The organism is Dyella silvatica (genome assembly GCF_026283955.1).
GTDB lineage: Bacteria > Pseudomonadota > Gammaproteobacteria > Xanthomonadales > Rhodanobacteraceae > Dyella_C > Dyella_C silvatica.
The window spans coordinates 1-17,012 of record NZ_JAPDPE010000008.1; the positions used below are offsets into that span (position 1 = coordinate 1).

The 17,012-nt window shown below is 61.0% G+C and carries 21 protein-coding genes; 10 read left to right on the plus strand and 11 right to left on the minus strand.

What is annotated here, in order from left to right; translation table 11 throughout:
• Positions 1-156: 156 nt before the first annotated feature.
• Positions 157-1,389, plus strand: a complete 1,233-nt coding sequence (locus OUZ52_RS02885) for an MFS transporter (protein ID WP_266156799.1) — start codon at positions 157-159, stop codon at positions 1,387-1,389.
• Positions 1,390-1,459: 70 nt separating this feature from the next.
• Complete coding sequence (locus tag OUZ52_RS02890) at positions 1,460-1,945, plus strand: FKBP-type peptidyl-prolyl cis-trans isomerase (protein ID WP_266156800.1); 486 nt, start codon at positions 1,460-1,462, stop codon at positions 1,943-1,945.
• Positions 1,946-2,032: 87 nt separating this feature from the next.
• On the opposite strand, the gene OUZ52_RS02895 is transcribed toward OUZ52_RS02890, so the two are convergent.
• The 4 genes from OUZ52_RS02895 to OUZ52_RS02910 all read right to left on the minus strand — a co-directional run bounded on the left by OUZ52_RS02895 (position 2,033) and on the right by OUZ52_RS02910 (position 5,003).
• The gene (locus tag OUZ52_RS02895; RefSeq protein ID WP_266156801.1) at positions 2,033-2,461 is read right to left on the minus strand and encodes an organic hydroperoxide resistance protein; all 429 of its coding nucleotides are present in this window, start codon (positions 2,459-2,461) and stop codon (positions 2,033-2,035) included.
• 4 nt (positions 2,462-2,465) lie between these two features.
• The gene (locus tag OUZ52_RS02900) at positions 2,466-2,924 is read right to left on the minus strand and encodes a MarR family winged helix-turn-helix transcriptional regulator (RefSeq protein ID WP_266156802.1); all 459 of its coding nucleotides are present in this window, start codon (positions 2,922-2,924) and stop codon (positions 2,466-2,468) included.
• Positions 2,925-3,000: 76 nt separating this feature from the next.
• Complete coding sequence (locus OUZ52_RS02905) at positions 3,001-3,549, minus strand: C40 family peptidase (RefSeq protein ID WP_266156871.1); 549 nt, start codon at positions 3,547-3,549, stop codon at positions 3,001-3,003.
• A 137-nt stretch (positions 3,550-3,686) separates the two neighbouring features.
• The gene (locus tag OUZ52_RS02910; protein WP_266156803.1) at positions 3,687-5,003 is read right to left on the minus strand and encodes a hypothetical protein; all 1,317 of its coding nucleotides are present in this window, start codon (positions 5,001-5,003) and stop codon (positions 3,687-3,689) included.
• A 59-nt stretch (positions 5,004-5,062) separates the two neighbouring features.
• Between OUZ52_RS02910 and OUZ52_RS02915 the strand changes: the two genes are divergently transcribed.
• Entirely contained in the window at positions 5,063-6,322 is a 1,260-nt protein-coding gene (locus OUZ52_RS02915) for an NAD(P)/FAD-dependent oxidoreductase (protein ID WP_266156804.1), read from the plus strand.
• 428 nt (positions 6,323-6,750) lie between these two features.
• Positions 6,751-6,948 (plus strand): hypothetical protein, encoded by a 198-nt coding sequence (locus tag OUZ52_RS02920; protein ID WP_266156805.1) that lies wholly within the window; start codon positions 6,751-6,753, stop codon positions 6,946-6,948.
• A 66-nt stretch (positions 6,949-7,014) separates the two neighbouring features.
• Here OUZ52_RS02920 and OUZ52_RS02925 read toward each other — a convergent pair whose 3' ends face one another.
• Genes OUZ52_RS02925 through OUZ52_RS02935 form a run of 3 tightly spaced genes read right to left on the minus strand, consistent with a single transcriptional unit; the run spans position 7,015 to position 9,559 of the window.
• Positions 7,015-7,443 (minus strand): RidA family protein, encoded by a 429-nt coding sequence (locus OUZ52_RS02925; RefSeq protein WP_266156806.1) that lies wholly within the window; start codon positions 7,441-7,443, stop codon positions 7,015-7,017.
• A 37-nt stretch (positions 7,444-7,480) separates the two neighbouring features.
• Positions 7,481-8,149 carry a carbonate dehydratase gene (gene can / locus OUZ52_RS02930; RefSeq protein WP_266156807.1) on the minus strand — a complete coding sequence of 223 codons (669 nt, stop codon included), beginning with the start codon at positions 8,147-8,149 and terminating at the stop codon, positions 7,481-7,483.
• Positions 8,150-8,158: 9 nt separating this feature from the next.
• Complete coding sequence (locus tag OUZ52_RS02935; protein ID WP_266156872.1) at positions 8,159-9,559, minus strand: aldehyde dehydrogenase; 1,401 nt, start codon at positions 9,557-9,559, stop codon at positions 8,159-8,161.
• On the opposite strand from OUZ52_RS02935, the gene OUZ52_RS02940 reads away from it, so the two are divergent.
• Positions 9,518-9,661 (plus strand): hypothetical protein, encoded by a 144-nt coding sequence (locus tag OUZ52_RS02940; protein ID WP_266156808.1) that lies wholly within the window; start codon positions 9,518-9,520, stop codon positions 9,659-9,661. The genes OUZ52_RS02935 and OUZ52_RS02940 overlap by 42 nt on opposite strands.
• Positions 9,662-9,880: 219 nt before the next feature.
• On the opposite strand, the gene OUZ52_RS02945 is transcribed toward OUZ52_RS02940, so the two are convergent.
• From OUZ52_RS02945 to asnS, 4 genes are all read right to left on the minus strand, one after another.
• On the minus strand, positions 9,881-10,672 hold the full coding sequence (locus OUZ52_RS02945; protein WP_266156809.1) for an SDR family NAD(P)-dependent oxidoreductase: 792 nt from the start codon (positions 10,670-10,672) through the stop codon (positions 9,881-9,883).
• A 25-nt stretch (positions 10,673-10,697) separates the two neighbouring features.
• Positions 10,698-11,012, minus strand: a complete 315-nt coding sequence (locus OUZ52_RS02950; RefSeq protein WP_266156810.1) for a hypothetical protein — start codon at positions 11,010-11,012, stop codon at positions 10,698-10,700.
• 41 nt (positions 11,013-11,053) lie between these two features.
• Complete coding sequence (locus OUZ52_RS02955; protein ID WP_323135309.1) at positions 11,054-11,815, minus strand: MalM family protein; 762 nt, start codon at positions 11,813-11,815, stop codon at positions 11,054-11,056.
• 96 nt (positions 11,816-11,911) lie between these two features.
• Positions 11,912-13,312, minus strand: a complete 1,401-nt coding sequence (asnS, locus tag OUZ52_RS02960; protein ID WP_266156812.1) for an asparagine--tRNA ligase — start codon at positions 13,310-13,312, stop codon at positions 11,912-11,914.
• Between the two features lie 128 nt (positions 13,313-13,440).
• On the opposite strand from asnS, the gene OUZ52_RS02965 reads away from it, so the two are divergent.
• The 5 genes from OUZ52_RS02965 to OUZ52_RS02985 all read left to right on the plus strand — a co-directional run bounded on the left by OUZ52_RS02965 (position 13,441) and on the right by OUZ52_RS02985 (position 16,956).
• Positions 13,441-13,767 (plus strand): HesB/IscA family protein, encoded by a 327-nt coding sequence (locus OUZ52_RS02965; RefSeq protein WP_266156813.1) that lies wholly within the window; start codon positions 13,441-13,443, stop codon positions 13,765-13,767.
• 222 nt (positions 13,768-13,989) lie between these two features.
• Positions 13,990-14,421, plus strand: a complete 432-nt coding sequence (rpsF, locus tag OUZ52_RS02970; RefSeq protein ID WP_114844068.1) for a 30S ribosomal protein S6 — start codon at positions 13,990-13,992, stop codon at positions 14,419-14,421.
• 14 nt (positions 14,422-14,435) lie between these two features.
• On the plus strand, positions 14,436-14,666 hold the full coding sequence (gene rpsR, locus OUZ52_RS02975) for a 30S ribosomal protein S18 (RefSeq protein ID WP_114844067.1): 231 nt from the start codon (positions 14,436-14,438) through the stop codon (positions 14,664-14,666).
• A gap of 106 nt (positions 14,667-14,772) precedes the next feature.
• Entirely contained in the window at positions 14,773-15,222 is a 450-nt protein-coding gene (gene rplI, locus OUZ52_RS02980; RefSeq protein WP_266156814.1) for a 50S ribosomal protein L9, read from the plus strand.
• A gap of 339 nt (positions 15,223-15,561) precedes the next feature.
• Entirely contained in the window at positions 15,562-16,956 is a 1,395-nt protein-coding gene (locus tag OUZ52_RS02985) for a replicative DNA helicase (protein WP_266156815.1), read from the plus strand.
• The last annotated feature ends 56 nt before the right edge of the window (positions 16,957-17,012 follow it).

Here is a 17,012-nt window from a genome sequence, read left to right on the forward strand (position 1 = left end):
CGAGGGCTTGCATGCGATTCTCTGCGTGCACGAGTCGGGGCGATAGTTGCGGTAATGGCACTACAGGTGCAATGCCTCGCCCATCCAGGCGTTTCTTGTCAGCAACTGTGCGGCAGCATGTTAGCCTCGCGATTCACTGCCATTCGGGAGCTGTCGATGTCGTTCCTGTCACCTCTGCGCGAACTCAATCACCAGCAGCGCCATACCGTGCTGGCGAGCTTTTTGGGCTGGACGCTGGATGCGTTTGATTATTTTCTGCTGGTGTTCGTCATCGTCGGTATCTCGCATGAATTCAATGTGGATAAGACCGAGGTTACTTATGGCTTGTTCTTGACGCTTGCCGCGCGGCCGATTGGTGCCTTGCTGTTTGGCCGCCTGGCAGACCGTTTCGGTCGCCGGCCGATTCTCATGCTCGACGTCATTCTGTTTTCGCTGTTCGAGCTGGCGACTGCCTTTTCGCCTTCGCTGACGGTGCTGTTGGTGCTGCGCTTTATGTTCGGCGTGGCGATGGGCGGCGAGTGGGGGCTGGGCGCCTCACTGGCGATGGAGTCGATTCCGGCGAAGTCGCGCGGCATGGTGTCCGGGCTGCTGCAAAGCGGCTACCCCTGCGGTTTTTTCCTCGGCGCGCTGGTGAATTGGTTATTGGTCGATCACATCGGCTGGCGTGGCCTGTTCATGGTTGGCGTGGTGCCGGCGCTGTTGGTGCTGTACATCCGCCGCAAAGTGCCCGAGTCGCCGGTATGGCAGGAAACCCAGCAGACGCAGAAGCGCAGCTTGATGGAGGCGATGCAAGGGCATTGGAAGCTGGCGATTTATTTGATGCTGTTGATGATGGCATTCAACATGTTCAGCCACGGCTCGCAGGACATGTACCCGACCTTCCTGCAGGAAAACCTGCATATTCCCGCGGGCTCGGGTACGGCGTTCATGCTCACGGCCTTGCTTAATCTGGGCGCCCTCGTCGGCGGCTTGTTCTTTGGCACCTGGTCGGAACGAGTCGGCCGGCGCAAAGCGATTGCGATCGCCGCGCTGCTGGCGATTCCGGCGATTCCACTATGGGTTTATGGTGGCTCGCTGTTGTTATTGGGGCTTGGCGCGTTCTTGATCCAGGTGATGGTGCAGGGCGCCTGGGGTGTCGTGCCCACCCATCTGAATGAGCTGTCGCCTGACGCGGTGCGTGGCACCTTGCCGGGCTTTGCCTATCAAATGGGCAATTTGCTGGCGGCGATCACGGCGACCGCCCAAACCTGGCTGGCGGGTCGGCATGGTGGCGACTTCGCCTTCGCCATGTCGCTATGGATGGCCGCGGTGGCGGTGTTGCTGGCCTTGCTCGCCTGGTTTGGCCCCGAGGCGCGTGGCGTGGGCTTTGGCAAGGCGCGAGGGCGATAAGTGATGGGTATCGTCCCGTCTTTCCCGGTGCTGCTAGAATCCGCCGTTTGCACTTATGACGAGACAGGCAATGAAGGCTGGCAAGGACAAGGTCATCTCGCTCCACTACACACTTACTGTGGACGGCGAAAAGGTTGAGAGTTCGCACGATCGCAATGAGCCGCTGTGGGTATTGCTAGGCCATGGCCAGCTGATCCCGGGGCTGGAAAAAGCCTTGGAAGAGCATGAGGCGGGTGAATCGCTGCAGGTCGATGTGGCGCCGGTCGATGGTTATGGCGAGCGTCAGGAGGGCCAGATCCAGCGCGTGCCGAAGAAATATTTCCAGCAGGCGGCCAAGCTCAAGCCGGGTATGACCACGGTATTGGCGCTGAAGGAAGGTGGTCACCGCGTGGTGGTCGTGCACAAGGTCGGCATGAGCACGGTCGATGTGGATTTGAACCACCCGATGGCGGGCAAGTCGCTGCACTTCGACGTCAGCATCAACGAAGTGCGCGATGGCAGCGAAGAAGAGATCAAGCACGGTCACGCGCACCCGCCGGGTGCCGAAGCGCACTGAGCGCAGCGGATCAGATAAAACAACGGCGCCCTGAGGCGCCGTTGTTTTATCTGGTTTGCGTCAGCCTTTAGGCCGTCGTAGCGGCGATCAGGCCAGGCTGATCTGTACGTCGATGTTGCCGCGAGTCGCGTGCGAGTACGGGCAGATATCGCTATGGGCGGTGTCTACCAATTCTTGCGCTACGGCGCGGTCGATACCCGGCAGGCTCACTTCGAGTTTTACGGCAATGCCGAAGCCGGTCGGTTCACGCGGGCCGATACCCACTTGCGCGGTTACCGAAGCTTCCTTCAATGCCACCTTGCGCTCACGTGCCACGAAACGCACGGCACCTTCAAAGCAAGCGGCATAACCGGCGGCGAACAACTGCTCTGGATTGCTGCCGGCGCCGCCGGGACCACCGAGTTCCTTCGGCACTTTCAGGTCAAAATCGAGCACGCCGTCGCTGCTGTGGATATGACCTTCGCGGCCGCCCTTGGCGGTAGCTGTAGCGGTATAGAGAATTTTGCTGACGCTCATGACTTCAGTTTCCTTCGTGGGAGGGGTGATTGAGTTGCGTGGCCAGCCGTTTCAGCTCGTCGCGCAGGTGCTGCACATCTTCAAGGGATAGACATAGCCGGTTGCCCAGGCAGCCAGGAATCGGCGTGGCTTGCTCGCGTAACGCAAGCCCGCGTGGCTGGAGGCGGATTTCCACTTCGCGTTCATCGCTGCTGCGGCGCTGGCGGTCGATCAGGCCTGCTGCCTGCAATCGCTTGAGCAGGGGGGTCAGTGTTCCGGAATCCAGTTGCAGCCGCTGCCCCAGTTCGCGCACGGTGAGGCCATCCTGTTCCCAGAGCACCAGCATCACCAGATATTGCGGGTAGGTGAGGCCGAGCGCTTCCAGCAGTGGGCGATAGGCTGATGTCATCGCTCGCGACGCTGCATAAAGCGCGAAGCAGAGTTGTTCATCGAGGAGTAGCGAGAGGGTGGGGGCGGCTTTCATGGGGCGTATCTAATCACACAATTAAATTGTGTGCAATATAATTTTTCGAAAGGAGTCGCAACGGCCCGCGAAGGCCTTAGTTGAGCAGGCGTTTGCCGTAGGTGAAGTGATCGCGCCAGTACGGCCCGTCGATGTCATCCAGCCGCACCGTGCCGCCACTGTTGGGCGCATGCACAAAGCGGCCTTTGCCGACATACACGCCGACATGGCTGATGTTGCCGCGGCTGCCGAAGAACACCAGGTCGCCGCTGACCAGGTCGGTCATGCTGCCCACCTTGCGGCCATTCATCAGAGCCATGTCGTGCGAGGTACGCGGCAGCATGAGGTTGGCCGCATTGCGATAAATATAAGTGACCAGGCCGCTGCAATCGAAACCGCCATCGGGGGTATTGCCGCCCCAGCGGTACGGTGTGCCGACCAGGGCGATAGCGCGAAACAGCACGTCGTTGGCCGTGCCGATGTTGGCTTCAGAGGGCCCTCGCGCCGGCTCGTTGGCCAGGCCGGAACGCGAATCTTTGAAGGTTGGTTGTGGCTTGCGTGGCGCACTGCCACAAGCGGCCAGCAGCAAGATCGCGACCGCCAGCGTCAGCTGGGATGCGACTCGGAATGAGGCCGGCCGGGCCATGAATGAGGTATCGGGGCGTAAGCGCATGTGACAACCTCGAATGAATCTGGGTAGAGGTTATCAAATCAATAGCTTGCGTGATAGTTCTAACGGTGTGGTTTAGCCGTGGCCGGTGAGGCCGCGCGGCCGCTCAGTGCTCAGGATTTCTGTTCATTGATATGCACCGTTCGCGTGCTTAGCACGCGTCCGTCATCGCTGGAGCTGCGCAGGCGGTAATCGCCGGGGCGCAGATAGAGCACGCCGGTGCTGTCCGGGTCGAGCAGCGTGCAGCGATCGGCAGGTATGCCCTGATCGGATTCGTTGGCGTAATGCGCGTCGACGACGCAGGGGAAATGGCCGCTGCATAAGTCGGTGCTTATCGTATGCGTTCGACGCTGGCCATCCAGGCCTAGCCAGGCAGGGCGCCGGTGATGGCCGGCGGGGGGCAGCAAGACGCTGATGTCGTAGACAGACGACTGGGCGCTCCAGGCATTGCCTGTGGCGCGATTGAGCAACACCGTCGGGCCTTTGGGCTGAAAGCTGGCAATCAACGAGCGGTAAACCGTATCGCCGCGCATCGGGCCGACATCACGTAATTGGGTCTGGTCGATCGACAGCGGATCGATGCCGCTGAGTTGTTTCAAATGCATGGCCATCGGCTGGATGCTGTCGCCAAAACTGCCGATATCCTTGTCGATATGCGCGTAGCCGGCATGTACCAGCAGGCGTGCTTTGGGATCGTGCATGAACACGCGTTGATACAGATTGTCAGCCTGGCTGGCTTCACGGCCAGCGGTAGTCATGGTGTCTGATTCGTAAGGCACGATGACAAAGCCGAGCTTGATCGCTTCGCGCACGAGCTCGCCGTAGATCGGCTCGTGCAGGTACTCCGAGCCACTGCTTAGTACCGGGTAGCCGCGCTGCGTCAGCGCGGTGTCTTTTGCGTCCAGCGCTTCTACCGCGAAATAGTTGAACCCCAGCGCGCGCAGTCGCGGCAACAATTCGAGGGTGAGCACCCGGGTGTGGGCGTCGTGATGGGCTTCGTTGACCATCACCAGGCGCCGGTCGGCAGCCAGTTTGGCGATGGCCTCTACCGCATCGACGGCTTGCCAGCCGGCAGCTTGCGGCAGCTCGGTTTTGGCGCGGACGCGGTTATCGAAAGGGAAGTCGCGGATGGCTTCGTTATACATCCCCAGCTCGTTCTCGGCGCTGGCCAAGAGCTGTTGCGCGACCAGCCGATCGGCTTCGGACAGGCGCGGCAGGGATTCGCTCAGGAACTCGTAGCGGGCGAGATCGTTTTTCAGCAGTGACAGCTCGCGTAGCAGGTTGTGTTGATAGGTCGTGGCCGGCGCCGAGGAGGACGATGCCGGTTGCTGCGCGGCATGCGCTGCGGGCATTGCCGATAGGGCAAGCAGTAAACCAAGGCGGGCGAGCTGGATAGGCATGGTCGGGATGGCATCTGGCATTCGCATCATGCATGTCCTGGTCGATTCAGGGTCAGAGGGTAGGTCCGTCGCGCCGCTACAATACGCGGATGGATGCTTCACGTAGCGATGTGCTGATTCTTGGTGGCGGTGTCATTGGCCTGGCCTGCGCTCTGTACCTGCTCAAGGCGGGTGTTTCGGTGCGGGTGCTGGAACAAGGTACGCCGGGATGCGGCAGTTCGCATGGGAACTGCGGCACGATTACGCCCAGCCATGCCGCGCCGCTGGCCATGCCGGGGGTGCTTGGCGTGGCGCTGCGTTCGATCTTTCGAGCCGATGCGCCGCTGTATTTGAATCCACGTCCTGAGTGGGATCGCCTGCGCTGGTTATGGGGCTTTGCCCGCCACTGCAATTGGCGTGATTTTCAGCATGCCGCGGAGGCGCGCTCGGCCATCTTGCAGCGCTCGCGCCGGCTGATCGAGGCCCTGGTGCGTGGCGATGGCCTGGATTGCGAATTTGTTCCGCGCGGCGAGCTATATGCCTATCGGACGCCGGCGGCACTGGCGGCGGACGAGCGCCATCACGCCGCCGTGCTGGATCGCCTGGGGGTTGAGGTACAGCGTCTCAGCGGTGCGGAGGTGGAAGCCTTGGAGCCTGCACTCAGGCCGGGGGTTGTCGGTGGCTTGTTCCATCCCGATGATGCCCAGCTGCGGCCTGATCGCTATGTGGCTGAGCTGGCGCGACGGGTGCAGGAACTGGGCGGGGTGATTGAGAACGGGGCACGCATCGATCATTTCGGTACCCGCTCAGGTGCTATCGATTTTGTCCGCACCACGCGCGGTGTATTTCGTGGCGAGCAGGTGGTGATGGCCTTGGGTGCCTGGTCGCCGCTGCTGGGACGCATGCTTGATCTGCGCTTGCCGATGCAGCCTGGCAAGGGCTATTCGCTGACGTATACCCGGCCTCAGCGGGTGCCCCGTCATGCACTGGTTTTGCGCGAAGCTGCCGTTTGCGTCACTACCTGGGGCAGTGGTTACCGCCTGGGCAGCACGATGGAGTTTTCCGGTTACGACGAAGGGCTTAACCGGACCCGGTTGGATGCCTTGCGCCGCGGCGCCGCCGCCGGCCTGCACGAGCCTGAAGGGCCGCAATTGCTGGAAGAGTGGTGGGGCTGGCGGCCGATGAGCATGGACGAAATACCGATTATCGGCCCAAGCAGCCGTTGGTCGAATCTGACCCTGGCGACGGCCCACGGCATGCTGGGTGTCAGCATGTCAGCGGCTACCGGCGAGTTGGTCGCGGCGCAGTTGACGAAGACCGCGGCGGCTATCGATCCGGCGCCCTATGCGCCAGCTCGATTCGGTCTGTAAGCGGGGCGATATGTGGCTTGTTCCGGGAGTGCGCGGCTTATAGTTAAGCCGTGGATAAACAAGATTTGCTGGTTCTGCCGGAGTATTGAATCGCAATAAATTGCGAATTAATGTATTCGCCTCGACTTAGCCGTCCAAATGCCCGGTGTGCGTAGAGCTGATGCCTTGTTTTAAGCCGTCTTGAGCTATGTCACAGGGTGGAAACACGATGCCCGGAGCAGAGGCTGGTTTGGTCAATGCGCAAATAATTGCGTTTCGACTTGGCATATTTGAAAGTCAAGAACTGCACTTGTGCAGGTAGAAAAAATAGTGTGATACCGCCCGTTTCGACGACTGGATCACGATGCTATCGTGGCCGCGTCGCGCCGCTCGCGCTGCCGGGTTCCGGCCGGGTCCGCGTCACTCTCTAACGTTTGAGGCATACGACTATGCGTAAACTTGCAATCGCTTCCCTGCTGGTAGCTGCCGTGGCTTTCTCCGGCTCCGTGCTGGCAACTCAGTCCACCGCCGCTCAGCCGGGCTCGGGCAAGTCGGCGTCCGGGCAGATGCTGGCCAAGAAAAAGGCCGCCAGCAAACCGGCTCATGGTCATAAGCACAAAGCTGCCAAGACGGCAAAGAGCGCCTAATCGCGTTTGCTGTGTAGCGGCTTGCAACCCCGGCGAGTTACCGCCGGGGTTTTTTATGGCGTGGATTTATTGCGCAGCGGGTGACAGCGCGGCGATGCACTTCAGCTCGATCGCGATCGGCGTCGGTAAGGCAGTAATCCCCAGCGTCGTGCGGCACGCGTCGACGCCGACGAAGTGCTCGGCGTAGAGGCGGTTGTAGGTGGAGAAGTCATTCGCCATGTCGGTGAGAAACACCGTGACGTCGACCAAGTCAGTCCATGCCGCGCCACTGGCTTCGAGCACCGCCCGCACATTGGCAAAGACTTGCCTGCATTGTGCCGCGATGTCATAGGCGATCAGCTTGCCATCCGCATCGTAGACGTTGCCGGGGATGGCGTTGCTGCCGGGTTGGCGTGGACCGACGCCGGATAAGAACAACAAATCGCCCACGCGACGCGCATGTGGATAAGCGCCCACGGGAGCGGGTGCGGACTCGGTACGGATGATGTTGCTCATCGAGCCGCGCTCACTGGATCGGTACCGTGCAGGGCGATCATCGCGGCTGCCCTGGAATAGCGATGAGCTGCTCAAGGGCCTGGCTATAGGCAAGCGGCAGCGACATGCGCGAATCGACGTGCATATCCAGGTCTTTGATATGGCCATCGAACAGGCTGTAACACCATGCGTGCACGGACAGCTTCTGGCCGCGCTCCCAGGCATCGATCACGCTGGTGGTTTGACAGACATTGGCCACTTGTTCGATCACGTTGAGCTCGCACAAGCGGCTGCTGCGCAAATGGGCCAAATCCAAGGCGGCCAGTGCGCCGGCGTGTTTCTGGGCGACGTCGCCCACGTGCCGCAGCCAATTGTCGACGAGGCCGAGGCGGCGATCGTCGATCACTGCCTGCACACCGCCGCAACCGTAGTGGCCGACCACCAGGATGTGCTCCACCTTGAGCACATCGACGGCGAATTGAATCGTGCTGAGGCAGTTGAGATCCGTGTGCGACACCACGTTGGCGACATTGCGCTGGACGAAGATGTCGCCGGGTGGCAGGTCGACAATCTGCGTGGCGGGCACGCGTGAATCGGAACAGCCGATCCATAGGTAGCGGGGCGCTTGCTGTTGCGATAGGCGCTCGAAGAAGCGCGGATCTTCCGCACGAACCGAAGCGGACCAGCGGCGGTTACCGTCGAGGAGACCTTGCAGGGGATTGCTCAAAGGGAAACCTCAGTAGCGAATGCAAATATTTTTCGGTTCGGTGAAGAAACGCAGTGCTTCGACGCCTCCCTCACGACCGACGCCCGATTGTTTGGTGCCGCCAAAGGGCGTGCGCAAATCGCGCAGCAGCCAGCAGTTGATCCATACGATGCCGAAGTCCAGCAGCGCAGCAAGCCGATGCGCGCGCGACAGATCGCAAGTCCACAGCGAGGCGGCCAAGCCGTAGCTGCTGTCGTTGGCGATGGCCAGGGCCTCGGCCTCGTCGTCAAACGGAATGAGGCTGACTACCGGGCCAAAGATTTCGAGTTGATTGGTGATCGCGCCCGAAGCCAGTCCTTCGATAACCGTCGGCGCGACATACCAGCCATCGGCGCAGCGGCCGGGTAGATGGATGGCTTCGCCGCCACAGAGTATCTGGCCGCCTTCGGCACGGGCTTGCGCGATGCAATCCATCACTTTGTCGAAGTGCGCCTGCGAGACAAGTGCGCCGAGATCGCTGCCGCTGTCGTTGGGGTCGCCCACGGTCAGCGCGCGCACCCGCGCGAGATAGCGTTGGCGAAAACTGTCGTAGATCGAGCGTTGCACCAGCAGGCGCGAGCCGCACAGGCAGATCTCACCCTGGTTGGCAAAACCCGATCGAACGATGATGTCGAGGTTGGCGTCGCTAAGGTCTGCATCGGCAAACACGATGGCGGGATTCTTGCCGCCAAGCTCAAGCGAGACTTTCTTGAAATGCGGTGCGGCGGTGGCGGCGATGCTGGCCCCGGTCTTGGTGCTACCGGTGAAAGAGATCGCCTTGACCGTGGGATGCTCGACGATGGCTTGGCCCACGCTGGGACCGCGGCCTTGCACGATATTCAATACGCCCGGCGGGAATCCCGCCTCAATGCTTAGCTCACCCAGCAGTGCCGCCGTGCATGGGGTGATTTCCGATGGCTTGGCGACAACGCTGTTTCCGGCGGCCAGCGCGGGGGCGATCTTCCAGGTGAACAGGTATAGCGGCAGGTTCCATGGGCTGATACAGCCCACCACGCCCAGCGGCTGGCGCAAGGTGTAGTTGATCGCGCCCGCTCCGGTTACGCCATGGTCCGTCGCATGCGATTCACTACCCCACGGCACGATGGCTGCCGCGAAGTAACGCAGATTGCTCACCGCGCGCGGGATGTCGAGACTGCGTGCCAGGGCCAGCGGCTTGCCGCTGTCGCGCGACTCCAGCGCGGCGAATTCGTCAAGGCGCGCTTCCAGCAAATCGGCCAGCCGCTGCAACAGCCGACTGCGTTGCTCCAATGGCGTCGCGGCCCAGGCAGGTGCCGCATGCTGGGCCGCGGTGACAGCAGCAGCCACATCGGCGGCGCTGGAGTCGGGGCAGTGAGCAAACAGCTTGCCGGTGGCGGGCTCGAATACATCCAGCCATTGATCGGCGCATGGCGCCTGCTGATGGCCGTCGATCAGGTTGGCAAGGCGCAGATTTCGCTTGGGCTGAGCTTAAGGCCTGGGTCGGTCGGGGGGTAGGGCGGGGAGCGGGGAACAGAGTTGAGAGCAGGGGGCGGGGAATAGGGAACGGGGAACGTGAAGGTCGTGTGGTGATTGCGGCGCATCGTTCTTTTGGATCTTTCTTTGTTTTAGCCCTTGCTTTTCCGCTTCTGCTTTTTAGGCTTTTCCCCGTTCCCCGTTCCCCGTTCCCCGTTCCCCGTTCCCCGTTCCCCGTTCCCCGTTCCCCGTTCCCTGCCTTCAGCTCAACGCTCGCGTCCGCCCCCCATCGACGGCGATGCTGACGCCATTGACGTAAGCGGCAGCTGGCGTACAGAGGAAGGCGATCACGGCGGCGATTTCGGCCGCCTCGGCAAAGCGCTTCGCCGGGACGGTGCTCAGCATATGCGTGGCAATCTCGTCTTCACTGCGGCCTGTCGCTGCGGCCTGGGCGGCGAGCAGGTTGTCGAGTCGTGCGGTGCGGGTATAGCCGGGCAGCACATTGTTGACGGTGATGCCATCGGCAGCCAGTTCGCTGGCCAGCGTCTTGGCCCAGCCGGCGACAGCGGCGCGTACGGTGTTGGAAACGCCAAGACCGGTAATAGGCTCTTTCACCGAGGTGGAAATGACATTGACGATACGGCCGTAGCCTTTTTCGCGCATGCCGGGCAAGAGCGACTGCACCAGGGCCTGGCCGGCTAACAGGTGCTGGCGGAAGGCTGTTTCATAAGCTTCCGAGGTCGATGTATGGGCGGGGCCGCCCGGTGGGCCGCCACTGTTATTGATGAGGATTTGCACCGGATCACTGGCTGCGATACTTGCCGCAGTGTCTGCAAGGCCGGCGGTGTCGAGCATGTCTGCGATGCGCCAATGATGCTGCTGCTCGACATGTACGCGTGGGAGCTGTTCGGTAAGCGTCTTCAGTGCATCTGCGTTGCGTGCCAGCACGGTGACGTTGGCGCCCAGTGCGGCCAGTTCCATGGCGCTGGCGCGGCCGATGCCCTGCGATGCGCCGCAAACCAGGGCGTGGCGTCCGCTCAGATCCAAATGCATGACGAGTTCCTCAAGGTGTGCGTCTTCAACGCGCCGACCATTGCACGGCCAGCGCGCCAAACCAACAGATCCAGGCCAGCCAGGGAGCATAGCGCCAGACCTGTCGCCAGCGGGTGATGGCGTTATCTTCCAGTGCCGGCAGTACCGGCGAGCGCAGCGCCAATTGCAGGCGCATCCAGGTGCGCAGCGGGTTGCCTTTGCCGGTATCGGGCACAGCGATGATTAGCCACTGCTGTGGATGACGCTGCTGCAATAAGCGGGCAATGCGCATCTGCGCGAAGAAATGCAGCAGAAAGAAAACCACGCCGACGACCAGCAGTGATAGGTAAAGCTCGATCATGGGTGTCCTGCTGAAAAACGGATAAGAGTGATGGTGCGGGTTTAGTGTGTGTCGCTGGCGGGTTTGTTGGGGCTGGCCTTCGCGTCGTCGCTGGGGCTTTGCCCGGACCATAGGGGCACCGGTATGACATCGCGCAGCGTGCTGAGTACGCCGTTGCCTTGGGGCGCCTTGCCGCAGACCGCGTTATCCACCGCGCTGGCGTAGGCCTTGTTCATCATGCCGACCCAGATCGTGCCGTCAGGGCCGTGGGAAATCTTGAAGCTGCCTGTCGTTGCCATGCGCGCCGGGGCTTCGGCCGAGAAGGCCGCCGGGGATTGTTCCCAATAGGTTTGATCAGCTTGCTGTTTGGCCGAGCTGTAGACCACGAGATAACGGGCCTGCGGATTGCTCACTTTCATGCTGCCGAGGGCGCCGCTGGTTTCGCTGCTCCAGCCCATGTGTTCGCACAGGTTCACCTCTTCGGAGCTGAGTGGCTGGAAGGCCTCGTCCAGCAAGACCACGGTGGGGGCGAACAAGTAGCTGGAGCGCAGCCAACGACCGTTCAATTCCGACTTCAGCGCTATCCTGTAAGGCAGCTTGGTATCGCTGGGCAAGCGGAAGCTGAGGAAATAGCTGTGTTCGCCATTGAGGCTAAGCACCATGCTGCCACTGCCGAGCTCGAACTTTTTCGGCTGCCACGGCAGCAGTGTCTGGTAAGAGAAATCGGCGAAATTGCTGCAGCAAGGAGTGGCCTGCTGCAGCGTTGCCCTGGCTTGCTGCAATGGGGTGTCGCTATTTTCCGGTGGCCGAAGGTTCGGCGGCACCAGTCCTTTCACGCTATGGCATGCGCCAAGTAGCAGAGCAAGGACGAGTAAGGCGGCAGAGGCAGGCGGTCGATAGCGCATCGGATAGTCAGACGATCAGAATTCAGCCGTCCCTGCGGCACGGGGGTAGGGAATGGCATCGCGAATGTTGGACAGGCCGCAAACGTAAACCAGCAAGCGTTCGAAACCGAGGCCAAAGCCCGCGTGCGGCACGGTGCCGTAACGGCGCAGGTCACGATACCAGCCGTATGTGGCCAGATCGAGGCCAAACTTGGTCATGCGGCGGTCCAGATAATCCAGGCGCTCCTCGCGCTGGGAGCCGCCGATGATTTCGCCGATGCCCGGTGCCAGCACGTCCATCGCGGCGACGGTTTTCTCGTCGTCGTTGAGGCGCATGTAAAACGCTTTGATCTGCTCTGGATAGTTCATCACCACCACCGGCCGGCCGACATGCTTTTCGGCGAGATAGCGTTCGTGCTCGGTCTGCAGGTCGATGCCCCAGGCCACCGGGAATTCGAACTTGTGCCCGGATTTTTTGAGAATTTCTACGGCATCGGTGTAATCGATGCGTTCAAACGGCTGGGTAATAAACGCTTCCAGTCGGGTGATGGCATCGGGCTGCACGCGTTCGGCGAAAAACGCCATGTCATCGGCGCGCTCTTCCAATACCGCCTTGAAGATCGCTTTGAGAAAGGTCTCGGCACAGTCGGCATTGGCGGTGAGGTCGGCGAAGGCGATCTCCGGCTCGACCATCCAGAACTCAGCCAGATGACGCGGGGTGTTGGAGTTTTCCGCCCGGAAGGTCGGGCCGAAGGTATAGACCTTGCTCATCGCCAGGGCGTAAGCCTCGACATTGAGCTGGCCGGACACGGTGAGAAAAGCCTCGCGGCCGAAGAAATCCTTGCGGAAGTCGATCTTGCCTTGGTCATCGCGCGGCAGGTTGGCCAGATCCAGGGTCGACAGGCGGAACATGTCGCCAGCACCCTCGGCATCCGAGGTGGTGATGATCGGTGTGTTGATCCAGAAGAAGCCTTGCTCGGTCAGGTGGCGGTGAATCGCCATCATCATCGTATGGCGTACACGGGTCACCGCGCCGAACAAGTTAGTGCGTGGGCGCAAATGCGCCACTTCGCGCAAAAACTCCATCGAGTGCTGCTTAGGTTGGATCGGGTAGGTTTCCGGATCGTCGACCAGGCCGGTAACGATCACTTCGTCCGCCTGCAGCTCAAAGCTCTGGCCCTTGCCCTGTGACGGTACCAGCGTGCCGCTGACGATCAGGCCGGCGCCTGCGCTGAGGTGTTTTACTTCGCTTTCGTAGTTGCCTACGGTGGCCGGTACCACGGCCTGGATCGGGTCGAAGCAAGAGCCGTCACTGATATTGACGAAGGACAGGCCTGCTTTTGAATCGCGCCGGGTGCGCACCCAGCCGCGCACGGTCACCTTGCTGCCGGCCTCGAGCTTGCCGGAAAGAGCCTGTTTGACGCTGACCACCGTCATGGATTGAAACTCCTGCTGGGCACCGCATATACGGTGCGTATGGGCAAACCGGCATGATAATGTAGCCATCGCCTGCATCGCGATATTTCCTTTCGCGCAGACCTCCGCTCGATGAGCAACGCTTCTATATGACGATCACCATCACTCCCGCTGCGAACGAACGCATGCGCCATTTCCTGGCCAGCACCCCGGATGCCCATGGCGTGCGTTTCGGCGTGAAACGCACCGGTTGCTCGGGTTTCGCCTACGTGGTGGACCTTGCCGACGAGGTCGGTAGCGACGACGAGCAGGTCGAGATCGATGGCGTGCGCCTGATCGTGGACAGCAAAAGCCTGCCCCTGGTCGAGGGCACGGTGATCGACTTCCAGCGCCAGGGGCTTAACGCCAGCTTCGTCTTCCACAACCCCAATGCCACTGGCGAGTGCGGTTGCGGCGAGAGCTTTACGGTCGGCTGAGCTGCCGCCGGGCGAGTGCCTGGCTCGGTTTGCCGGGGCGGCACTGGTTCGGTCAGTCAGCCCCATCGGGGTGTCCGTTTTTCAATGACTTGCGTGACTCGGGGCTGACCGCCTACAATTCCGCTTCTGTCCGCGCAGGTTTCATGCTGGCAGGTACTTGCCTCACCGCGCCGGCGGGAGGCTGCGAGGCCTAACGGCCGCATCCACAAGGAGCTACCCACGATGACCCTGCGTCATTATGAAGTCGTGTTTCTGGTCCACCCTGACCAGAGCGAACAGGTCCCCGCGATGATCGATCGCTATAAAGCGCTGATCGAGACCGACGGTGGCAAGATTCATCGCCTGGAAGATTGGGGTCGCCGCCAGCTGGCCTACCCGATCGTGAACCTGGCCAAAGCTCACTACGTCATGCTCAACATCGAAGTGACCCAGGGCGCGCTGAACGAGTTGGAGTCGGGTTTCCGCTTCAACGACGCCGTGCTGCGTCACCTGGTGATTCGTCGTGACGAGGCCGACATCGAGCAGTCCTTCATCCTGAAGTCGAAAGAAAAGGATGATGCCAAGTCGTCGCGTCGCCGCGATGACGACAGCGAAGGTGAAGAGCGCGGCAGCCGCCGCGACCGCGACGACAATGATCGCGACAGCGACGACTGATAAGGAGCACTGATATGTCTAAGTTCTTCCGCCGCCGCAAGTTCTGCCGCTTCACTGCCGAAGACGTGAAAGAGATCGACTACAAGGATCTCAACACCCTGCGCCAGTACATCACCGAGAACGGCAAGATCGTGCCGAGCCGCATCACCGGCACCAAGTCGCGCTATCAGCGCCAGTTGGCCGTTGCTGTGAAGCGCGCGCGCTTCCTCGCGCTGCTGCCGTACACCGATAATCACGACGTCTAAGCGTCGCTCCGCCTTGCCCGGGGTTCAGCCGGGCCGGGCGGAAACAATTTCGGACAACCGTCCACGGTTGCGTCGGCCACCCCGGCGCTAACGAAAAGGAACCATCATGCAACTGATTCTTCTGGAAAAAGTCCGCAACCTCGGCAACCTTGGCGACAAGGTCGACGTCAAGCCGGGTTACGGTCGTAACTACCTGATCCCGCAGGGCAAGGCTGTACGCGTCAATGCAGCCAACCTCGAAGCTTTCGAAAAGCGTCGCGCCGAGTATGAGGCCAAGGCCAATACGCAGCTGGCCGAAGCCGAAGCCCGCAAGGCCAAGCTGGCCGACGTGTCGGTGACGATCACCGCGCACGCCAGCCCGGAAGGCAAGCTGTACGGCTCGGTCGGTCCTCGCGAAATTGCCGAGGCACTGGAAGCGGTCGGCCAGAGCGTGCACAAGGGTGAAGTGATCCAGGGCGAAGGCCCGATTCGCAACACCGGCGAATACGACGTGGTCATCAGCCTGCACGCTGATGTGCAGACCACGGTCAAAGTGATCGTTGTCGGCGAGAAGTAAGTCGCTAAGCCATCGTTAGATGGAAACAACGGGCGCCCTAGGCGCCCGTTTGTTTTTAAGGGCGGGAAGTTAAAGCGGGGAGCGGGGAAGTGAAGTTCGGGCGGTGCTGGTGGCGCCACGTCCTTTTTGATCTTTTTGCTTTTCTTTGTTTCTGCGCTTGCTTTTGGGTTTCTGCTTTTTACGCCGTTCCTCGTTCCCCGTTCCCCATCTTATCCACACATAAACACAGCTTATCCACAGACTTATTGTCTCGGCGGCTGAGACTTCGCCGCGTATGATGGCTTCCAGGGTTGCGGCCCGGCGATCGCCGGCACCGTGGTTCCGCTGCGAGGAAAACCGATGTCCTTTGTTCCCGAACGCCGAGCAGGTGCCCCCTCTATTGAGGCGTTGCGTATACCGCCACACTCCATCGACGCCGAACAGGCGGTATTGGGTGGTCTGATGCTGGCGCCTGACGCATTGGACAAGGTGGCCGACAAACTCGGCGAGCAAGATTTTTACCGCAAAGATCACCGGTTGATCTGGCGGGCGATTACCGAGCTGGCGAACAAGGGCATGCCGTGCGATGCGGTGACCCTGGGTGACTGGTTCGATGCGAATGGCCTGGCGGAGATGGTCGGTGGCGCCAGCTATCTGATCGAGCTGGCTAACGCCACCCCGAGCGCGGCGAATATCGTGGCCTATGCCGATATCGTGCGTGAGAAATCGATTCTTCGGCAATTGATCGACGCGGGTACGGAAACCACCGAAGACGGCTACCGCCCCGAAGGCAAGAGTGTGCAAGAGGTGCTGGAAAGCGCCGAGCAACGCGTGTTCAAGATTGCCGAGTCGGGTGCGCGCGGCAAAAAGGATTCCACCTCGATACGCGACGCGGTCAAAGATGCCTTTCGCCTATTGTCCGAGCGTTATGAGAATCGCGGTCAGCTCACCGGTATCTCCACCGGCTTTAGCGACCTGGATGAATTGACCTCGGGTCTGCAGCCGTCCGATCTAATCATCGTCGCGGCCCGTCCGTCGATGGGCAAAACCGCGTTCTCCGTCAATATCGCCGAGTCGGCGGCCCTGCGCGGCAAGAAGGCGGTAGTGATTTTCTCGATGGAAATGTCGGCGTCGCAGCTGGCGTTTCGTATGATTTCCTCGATCGGCCGTATTCATCAGCAGCATCTGCGCAATGGCGATCTGGAAGAGGAGGACTGGCCGCGTGTCACCAACGCCATCGCCATCCTCTCGGATGCGAAGATTTTTATCGACGATACCCCCAGCTTGTCGCCGGTGGAAATGCGCTCGCGCGCGCGTCGTCTGCATCGCGAGCACGGCGGCCTGGGCTTGATCGTGATCGACTATCTGCAGTTGATGCAGGTGCCCGGCAATAAAGAGAACCGCGCCACCGAGATCTCGGAGATTTCGCGCTCGCTCAAGGGTCTGGCCAAAGAACTGAATGTGCCGGTGATCGCGCTCTCGCAGTTGAACCGCTCGTTGGAGCAGCGCGCCGACAAGCGGCCGATGATGTCCGATTTGCGTGAATCAGGCGCTATCGAGCAGGACGCCGACGTCATCATGTTTATTTACCGCGACGAGTACTACAACAAGGAATCGCCGGATAAGGGCTTGGCCGAAATCATTATCGGCAAGCAGCGTAACGGCCCTACCGATACGGTAAAGCTGACCTTCCTGGGCCACTACACCAAGTTCGAAAACTACGCGCCCGACTCCTTCGTCGGCTCGTTCGAATAAGGGTGGCGTCGGCGAGGCGTCATCGCTCGCCCAAGGTTCAGAAGCGGCTGCTGGCC